Below are 7,818 nucleotides of genomic sequence, written 5' to 3'. Positions count from 1 at the left end.
TCGACAACACCAACCACCGCATCTGGCTCACCACCGACTTCGGCCGCCCCTAACACCCAACCCCACCCCGCCACACCCAGCCACACCCAGCCAGCGAACGGGACCGCCCACAGAGGGGGACGGTCCCGTTCGCTATGCCAGGCCGATGGCCGAGAACTAGCCGAGCGCGGCGAGGTAACACTCGAGGAAGTGCTGGACGGATGCCTCGGCGACCGGCGACAACGGGCCGGGGCGGTAGGCGCGGGAACGGATGCCGGCGTAGTTGGCCTCGCACAACTGCCAGTCCTGCTCGCTGGTCACGGTCCAGACCGCGGTGAGCCGGTCGAGGTCGACATCGTCGTCAGCGGCGTTGGCGGCCACGAGGAAGCAGACCTCGACATCGGTGACGGACGGGCCGATCGGGGTGAGCCGCGTCGTCACCGCGTAGTCGAGGTTCGCGTGCGCCCACAGCGTGGGCAGGCCGATCAGCCGCAGACTGCCCGGGTCGTCGCCGACCTCGCCCAACGGCGGGGCGACCGGCGCGCCGTCGAGGGACTCGGTGCGGAAGCCGTCTCGCAACGGCAGCCGCGCGACGCGGAACCACTGACCGTCGGGAAAGCTCACGTCGTCCGGCGCAAGCCCGTCGGCCGTCCACCGCTCGTAGGCCGTCGCGAGCAGCGAATCGTAGGTCGAGGAGCGGCGCAGGTCGCCGTGGCTGCCGTACTCGAAGTTGGACTCGAGGAACTCGGGATGGTTGCCACGGCAGTGGTAGCACTCGCGGTTGTTCTCGACGAGGGTCTTCCAGTTGGCGTTCACCCGGTAGGACGCGCGGTGCACGATCCGGGTGTGCTCGAGCCGGTGCGGCGCCAGCTGGGCGCCGAACGCCGTGGCGGCCGCTGCGAAGTCGGGTGGTTCGTCGGCGAGTGAGATGAACACGAGCCCGGCGACCTCGCGCACGGCGGCAGGGGTGAGCCGCTGCTCGTTCTTCGCGAAATCGTCGCCCATCAACCGCGCGGCGCGCAGCCGCCCGTCCAGGCCGTACGTCCACTGGTGGTAGGGGCAAACTAGGGCCCGGACGGTGCCGCGGGGCTCGGCGCAGATCCGCGAGCCGCGGTGCCGGCAGACGTTGTGGTGCGCGCGCAACAGGCCGTCCTCGTCGCGGACGATGATCACCTCCTCGTCGCCGAGCGTGAACAGCAGGTAGTCGCCAGCCCCGGCGAGCTCGTAGCTGTGTCCGGCGAACAGCCAGCCGTCGCGGAAGACGGTGGCAAGCTCGGCCTCGAAGACGTGCTGGTCGAGGTAGTACGTAGCGGGCAGCGTCCAACCTGGGGTGGCGACGGGCGGCGAGACGGCCTCAGACATGGACGGCCGGGACGAACGCCGGGTCGGTGAGGGCCGGACGATCGAGCCGGAAGTCGGCGATGGGGTGGCCGGTCTTGCCGCGCAGGCTGAGGTCGGCGAGCACCTGGCCGAGCAGGCTGGCGAACTTGAACGCGTGCCCGGCGCCGACGGCGACGGCGACGTTCGGGTGCTCGGGCAGTGTGTCCAGGACGAAGTGCTGATCCGGCGGCAGGGTGTAGAGGCAGGTCTTGGTGTAGAGCGTCGGGCCGGCGAACCGCGGCAGGTGCTCGGCCAGGAAGTCGAGCTGCCGCTGCTCGCGGACGGGATCCGGCTCGAAGGTGCGGGTGTCGGCGGTGGTGCGGAAACCGCCGTTGTGCTGGCCGAGTTTCGTCGCCACTTCGCCGTAGACGGGGAAGCCGTAGAAGTTGTGCCGGCCGTGCCACATGAACACCGGGAAGCGCTCGGGCGCGAACTCGAGCAGGTGCGGGGTGGCGTAGTAGGTCACCTGCTCCTGGGTGACGGTCAGCGGCAGCTGGATTCCGAGGTCGGCGAGCACGACGTTGGTCCAGGCGTCGGCGGTGACGATGACCCGTTCGGCGAGGTAGGTCTCGTCGGCGGTGACGACCTCGACGTACTGACCGTGCGGGCGGACGTGCAGGACGGGCGTCTCGTCGCGAATGGTCGCGCCGGCGGCCCGGGCCAGCGCGACGTGGGTGGCGTTGGCCTTGCCGGCGTCGACCAGGCCGGACTCGGCCTGATAGATCCCCTGCTCCGATCCGTTGAGCCGGAACTGCGGCCAGCGGCGCACGATCTCGTCGGCGTCCAGCCGCTCGAACTCGACGTCGTGCCGGCGCATGACGTCGTCGTAGCCGGTGATGTTGCGGGTGCCGGTTTCAGCTGTGGCGCGCTCGGCCACGTCCTCGATGACCAGTCCTCCGGTGCGCGTCAGCAGCTGGACACCGGACGCCCGCTCCACGGCGTGCCAGGCGTCGTAGGCGTCGGGGGCAAGATCGGCGTAGGCGTCCTGGTGCTGAGCCAGGCGGATGATGCGCGAGTGATCCTGGCTCGCGCCACGGCTGTGGCCGCGCGGGAACTGCTCGAGGCCGAGGACCGCCGAGCCGGCTTCCTGCGCGAGCCAGTAGCAGGCGGCCGAGCCGAGGCCGCCGCAGCCGATGACGATGACGGGAAAGTCGCGGTTCATGCCCTCATGCTGACGGGGCAGGGCACCTCGTGGGGACCAATGACTATTGCCTTTTCGGCGTCTTCCATAAGCTGTGCCTTATGGATCTGGACACCCGCCGGTTGCGGTCGTTCCTGGTCGTGGCGCATGAGCTGCACTTCAGCCGGGCCGCGGCGCAGCTGAACGTCAGCCAACCCGCCCTGAGCCAGCAGGTGCGCGCCCTCGAACGGGACCTGAAGGTCGAGTTATTCGTGCGGACGAGTCGGACGGTGCAGCTGACGCCGGCCGGCGAGGCGCTGCTCGCCACGGCGCCGCGGGCGCTGTACGAGGTGGAGCGGGCGGTGGAGACGGCGCAGCAGGCAGCGCGCGGGACGACCGGACGGTTGGTGATCGGGTCGGTCCGCACCGGCTTGGCCGACGTCGTGCCGCGGGTGATGCGGTCGTTCAGCCGCGAGCATCCACAGGTGCGCTTCGAGGTACTGCAAATGGACACCGCCTTGCAACTTCGGGCGCTCGTCGACCGCCGGATCGACATCGGCATCGTCCGCTCGGCGCCGCCCACGGAGCTGCTGGTCATTGAGCCGCTCGTGTCGGAACCGCTGATGGTGGCGTTGCCGGCTGATCACCCCTTAGCTGGGCTCGACGCGGTTGACCCACGATTGCTTGCGAACGAGCCATTCGTCAGCTGGCCGCGACACCTCGGCGAGGACTTCTTCGACATCGTGGTGGCCTTCTGCCGCGAACACGGCTTCAGCCCCAAGGTCAACACCGAGGGTGGCGACATCGACAGCCAGCTCGCCCTCGTAGCGGCCGGCTTCGGTGTGTCGTTGCAGCCCGCGTTCTATGCCCACACCGCCCCCGCCGGCGTCGCGTTCCGCCCACTGACCGGACCGAGTCCGGCGATCGTGCTGCAGGTGGCCCGACGCCGGGACGCCAGCGACCTCGCACTGCGCTTCGCCCACGAGGCGCGCGCAGCTCAGACCTGACGTCAGCCGATGTCCGGCTCCCGACGATAGATGCTCTCGAGCCGATCGACCACGGCGCCGATGCTGAACTGTCTTTCGACGAGATCGCGACTACGGCGGCCGAGCCGGGCGGCCTCGTCGGGGTCCGCGAGCAACCGGCCGACGGCGTCCGCGAGCTGGGCCGGCGTGCCGTCGGTGACAACCGGTCCGTCCGAACCGTCGAACCTGTCGGCGATCATGCACCCGGTGGTGATGACGGCCGGGGTGCTCTCGGACATCGCCTCCAAGAGCGTCATCGGAAACGGCTCGCGCTCACTCGGCAGGACGAAGACCGCAGCCGCGGCCAGCGCGGCGCGAACCTGCTGTGGCGATAGGCCCCCGACGTAGTCGAAGCGGGCGGCGATGTCGTGCCGTGCCACGTACGCGCGTAACGGCACGAGGTCGCCTTCGTCGGGCCCGGCGACGACGAAGCTCGCCTCAACACCTCGGTTAAGCAGGATCCTTGCCATCTCCGCGAAGGCGAGCACCCGTTTGCGTGGATGCAGCCGAGCACAGAACAACACGGTCGGCGCGCCGTCCCCGTGCGGTTCACGCGCCGGCTGGTCTTCACTCACAGCGATGCCGTTGGGTAGCAACTCGGTCGCGACGCGCTGTCGGGCCACCCGCTCGACGCCCGCACGCTCGGCTTCGGTCAGTACCGCAATCGTGTCGGCCCTGGCGAGCCCAAGGCGGGTGGCAAGCAGATCGGTCAGCCTGGCGATGGGCCGGTTATCGGGCATCACCATCCCGTGGGTCTGAACCACCAACCGCGGCGTCCTGGCCGCAGCCAACCGGGTGACGCTCAGGGTGAGGAGGTCGCGAGCGAGGTGGACGTGCGCGACATCGACCGACGGTGCATGACGGGCGAATTGGCGCAGCAGCGTCGGGGCGAGCAGGCCGGAGAATCCCGGAGTGGGCACTACCCGATGTACGCGGTGCAAGCGGACGTCCACGCCGGGGACCGCGCATTCTGCCCGTCCGTCCCAACCCGCGTAGAGGGTCACCTCGTGACCCCGCCGGGCGAGTTCCTCGCACTGGCCGCGGGCGACACTGACCGGGCCGCCGAAGGCGCCGTACTGACTGATCAGGCTGACGAACTGTGCGATTCTCATCGACCGACCCGGCGCGCGTTACGGTTCGAACGGCCGCTCACTAGCCTCGCCACCGGCGACCTTGTCGCCGCAAGATGGCGAGTTGCACCGCATGCAGCGCGTCCGCAGCGAAGCGGTCAGGCGTCCACTCACGAATCGGCGGGTCGCCGATCGGTCCATCCCAATCGTTGCTACTCGCGCACATTGCGTGCGAGAGGGCAACAGGATCGGGATCCGCCACCCACACGCCGGGCATCCCTGCTATGTCGGCGGTAACTCCCGCGGCTGAGCTCACGACGACGTGCCGACCGAAGGCAAGAGCCTCGACTGGAGCCAGCCCGAACACCTCTGCCGTTGACGGAAGTACCAGCGTGCTGACTGCTTTAAGACGTTGCGCTACCGCCTCAGGTTCGACGTATCCGCAGAACGTGACGCGTGTGGCGACGCCCAAGCTTTCCGCAAGCGCCCGGAGGTTGGCTTCGAGTGGGCCCTCGCCGACGACGTCCAATTCGTAGTCGCCGCCGCATAGGGCCAGCGCGCGAAGCAGGGACTCAACGTTTTTCCGCTGAATCAGCTGGCCGACATATGCGAACCGCTTTGTCTCCCGGTTCGGCAGCTCTCCGCCAACGCTGTCGTTTGCGAACGCGTCGGTATCGATGGAGTTGTGCGTCATGACCACACACGACGGGTCGACGCCGCACTCGGTCACCACCGACCAAGACGCCTGACCCACGGTGAGCACCACATCCACGTGTTGGAAAAACCAAGAACGGGCCCGCGGGATCGGGCCGCGCGCGAAGCGGTGCGACTGGCGGTTGGATTCATAGAAGGCGACGGTGGCGACACCCCGCATCCGCGCCTCCGCGAGCAGTTGCCACGCCGCTGGATGCTCCCAACCGGGCAGCACGACTGCGTCGTCCCGCCCGAACCGACGTAGCGCGAGCCCCTTCAGCACATAGAGCGGATCCGCGTCGGCGCGGAGAACCCCCGCGCGGAAGCGATGATGCGAGACTTCGGCCGGCAGCTCGTTCGACCAGCGACGGTTGCGCTCAGACCCGGCCAGCAAACCCACCGAAAGCGGAACTTTGCGGCCCAGCGCCTCCCACATCGGCCTTCGGTACGGTGCGCTGAGATTCGTGAACCAGATCAGCCGCGAGGCCGGGCTCAGAGCACCCGCTGACGGTTCCACATACCTCCCGAGACGCCGAGGATTGGAGCATATGGCGTGAGGCCCCGGTCCCAGGCACACAAAGTAACAATTATTCAGCCGTACGTCCCAACCTATCGGGTGCCGCTGTTCGACGCTTTGAGCGACCTCCTGGTGGATGACGGACTCGAACTCCAGGTGGCCCACCCGACTCCTTCAGGTGACCAGGGCAGACGGGGCGACAGCGCGTCCGGGTCTTGGAGCGTCCCTGTCCGCTCCCGGAGCGTCCGCGTCGGCCGCGAAACATTTCACCTTCGAAGTTCGAGGCAATTTCTCGCCGACAGTGCCCTGATCATCGCCGAGTTGGCCAGTACCAATCTGGACACCTACGGGCTACTCATGCAGCGCCGCACCCCCGTTGCCCTGTGGGGGCACGGGAAGGCCTACGTCACCGCCGCAAATCGCCTGGACACGTGGCTGGAAGTGCGGCTGTGCCAACGCGCCGTTCATACGATCGTGTATACCGAGTCCGGCGCCCAGCACCTAGACCGACAAGGCATTCCGCGAGACAAGATCACCGTTGCGTGGAACAGCACGGACACCGAGTCGCTGCGGGCCGCGCTTCAGGCGCTGACAGACGCCGAGATCGAACAGTTCCGGGCAACGCATTCACTCACCGCTTCGACGGCCGTGTTCGTGGGTGCCCTCGACGAATCCAAACGCCTCGATCTGTTGCTGGATGCGGTACCCCTCATTCAGGCCGAGATTCCCGACTTTCGCCTCGCGATCGCCGGCGGGGGGCCGCTCCAGCGTTACGTCGACGACCGGGCAGCGTCGAACGCAGCGATTCGCGTCCTGCCCCACGCCGGACTGCACACCCTCGCCCTCCTCGGCAAGACCGCGCAGGTCTGCCTCGTTCCCGGCCGAGTCGGGCTCGTCGCGATTGACGCGATGACACTTGGACTGCCACTTGTAACGACTGACTGGCGGTATCACGCACCCGAGCACGATTACCTTCGGCCAGCATTCTCGGTAACGACCCAGCAAACACCAGTCGAGTTCGCCGCGGGAGCCGTATCAATACTTTCACATCAGGATGAGCGCGTGACCATGAGCAGTGCGGCCCAACGCGAGGCCCAGCAATATTCGGTTACGAATATGGCAGAGAATATGCATCTAGCGATCCGAGAGGCACTTCGCCTTTGAGTCACGCGGAAGTATCCTTCAGGCCCCGCGACCTACGATCATGGATTCGGAAGCGCTAACGACTCGACCGCAGGCAGGCGAACCCGCGCCGACGCTGCTCAACACGCCGCTCGGGGATGAGTTCGAGCCCACGACCGTCCGAATGACGATGCGCCGAACGAACTCAGTCTATGCTCTCGCCATGGCGTGGATCTCGAAGGTCATAGGCCGGAGCGACGAACGCCGATCCAGATTGCATACCCGTCGTGGAGCTTGGGCCCCAGCTGGAATTTTGGGGGCAGCACTTCGCCGCGGTGTCAGCTCCACCGAGCCATGGATGGCACCCAACGCCGTCGAACGGCTCAACCAATTGCTAACCAACGACATGACGCTGCTAGAACTGGGTTCTGGTTCCTCGACCGCGTGGTTCGCTGCCCGAGTCGGGCGCGTAGTGAGTATCGAACCGAACGCCGATTGGGCTAGAAGAACCTCAGAGTCACTTCGCGGCCTCGGTAACGTCACAATTATTTCGGAATCGATAGCAGCGGCGTTGCCCTCGGCGGAACCGTCCAACGTGGTGATCGTTGACCACAATGACGAGGCAGCTATGACGCGGGTGGACGCTCTGGCGATTGTTGTCGACTTTGCAGATATTATCGTTCTCGATGATTCAGACCGTAAAGAATACGCGCAGTCAGACGAGATCACGGCCGACTGGAACTGCGAGCGTTACGTCGGATTTCGACCGCGCCCACTGATTCCGACCGAGACAACAATCTTCATTCGTGCCTGATGGGGGGTAGTTGTCCGGTGCCTCACGACTCGAACGTATAAGTGGCTCTTCCGGATCCAGGGTGTAGAGCTTCACGCGTGTTGATCACGGGATGAGGG

The 7,818-nt window shown here is 66.8% G+C and carries 7 protein-coding genes; 3 read left to right on the top strand and 4 right to left on the bottom strand.

Annotation, left to right across the window (positions count from 1 at the left end; all coding sequences use genetic code 11):
- Positions 1 to 156: 156 nt before the first annotated feature.
- Both ACFFC4_RS16625 and solA read right to left on the bottom strand, forming a co-directional pair.
- Entirely contained in the window at positions 157 to 1,341 is a 1,185-nt protein-coding gene (locus tag ACFFC4_RS16625) for an aromatic ring-hydroxylating dioxygenase subunit alpha (protein WP_375502881.1), read from the bottom strand.
- The gene (solA, locus tag ACFFC4_RS16620; RefSeq protein ID WP_375502879.1) at positions 1,334 to 2,521 is read right to left on the bottom strand and encodes an N-methyl-L-tryptophan oxidase; all 1,188 of its coding nucleotides are present in this window, start codon (positions 2,519 to 2,521) and stop codon (positions 1,334 to 1,336) included. The genes ACFFC4_RS16625 and solA overlap by 8 nt, the downstream gene beginning before the upstream one ends.
- 80 nt (positions 2,522 to 2,601) lie before the next feature.
- Between solA and ACFFC4_RS16615 the strand changes: the two genes are divergently transcribed.
- Positions 2,602 to 3,486 (top strand): LysR substrate-binding domain-containing protein, encoded by an 885-nt coding sequence (locus tag ACFFC4_RS16615; protein WP_375502877.1) that lies wholly within the window; start codon positions 2,602 to 2,604, stop codon positions 3,484 to 3,486.
- Between the two features lie 2 nt (positions 3,487 to 3,488).
- Here the strand turns inward: ACFFC4_RS16615 and ACFFC4_RS16610 are convergent, their stop codons facing one another.
- Entirely contained in the window at positions 3,489 to 4,616 is a 1,128-nt protein-coding gene (locus tag ACFFC4_RS16610) for a glycosyltransferase (RefSeq protein ID WP_375502875.1), read from the bottom strand.
- Between the two features lie 40 nt (positions 4,617 to 4,656).
- Complete coding sequence (locus ACFFC4_RS16605) at positions 4,657 to 5,703, bottom strand: glycosyltransferase family 4 protein (RefSeq protein WP_375502873.1); 1,047 nt, start codon at positions 5,701 to 5,703, stop codon at positions 4,657 to 4,659.
- Positions 5,704 to 5,883: 180 nt separating this feature from the next.
- Between ACFFC4_RS16605 and ACFFC4_RS16600 the strand changes: the two genes are divergently transcribed.
- Complete coding sequence (locus ACFFC4_RS16600; RefSeq protein ID WP_375502871.1) at positions 5,884 to 6,948, top strand: glycosyltransferase family 4 protein; 1,065 nt, start codon at positions 5,884 to 5,886, stop codon at positions 6,946 to 6,948.
- 316 nt (positions 6,949 to 7,264) lie between these two features.
- Positions 7,265 to 7,720: a hypothetical protein gene (locus tag ACFFC4_RS16595; RefSeq protein WP_375502869.1), complete on the top strand. Its 456-nt coding sequence runs from the start codon at positions 7,265 to 7,267 to the stop codon at positions 7,718 to 7,720.
- The last annotated feature ends 98 nt before the right edge of the window (positions 7,721 to 7,818 follow it).

Origin of the sequence: uncultured Jatrophihabitans sp. (genome assembly GCF_964244045.1) — a bacterium.
In the GTDB taxonomy this organism is placed as follows: domain Bacteria; phylum Actinomycetota; class Actinomycetes; order Mycobacteriales; family Jatrophihabitantaceae; genus Jatrophihabitans.
The sequence above is the reverse complement of the archived record's forward strand: the minus strand, read 5'-3'. Positions and strand labels throughout refer to the sequence as shown.

Excerpts from the sequence above, each read along its gene's own strand:
- solA (WP_375502879.1), bottom strand. The coding sequence starts at position 2,521 with ATGAACCGCGACTTTCCCGTCATCGTCATCGGCTGCGGCGGCCTCGGC.
- ACFFC4_RS16610 (WP_375502875.1), bottom strand. The coding sequence starts at position 4,616 with ATGAGAATCGCACAGTTCGTCAGCCTGATCAGTCAGTACGGCGCCTTC.
- ACFFC4_RS16595 (WP_375502869.1), top strand. The coding sequence starts at position 7,265 with ATGGCACCCAACGCCGTCGAACGGCTCAACCAATTGCTAACCAACGAC.
- ACFFC4_RS16605 (WP_375502873.1), bottom strand. The coding sequence starts at position 5,703 with ATGTGGGAGGCGCTGGGCCGCAAAGTTCCGCTTTCGGTGGGTTTGCTG.
- ACFFC4_RS16615 (WP_375502877.1), top strand. The coding sequence starts at position 2,602 with ATGGATCTGGACACCCGCCGGTTGCGGTCGTTCCTGGTCGTGGCGCAT.
- ACFFC4_RS16625 (WP_375502881.1), bottom strand. The coding sequence starts at position 1,341 with ATGTCTGAGGCCGTCTCGCCGCCCGTCGCCACCCCAGGTTGGACGCTG.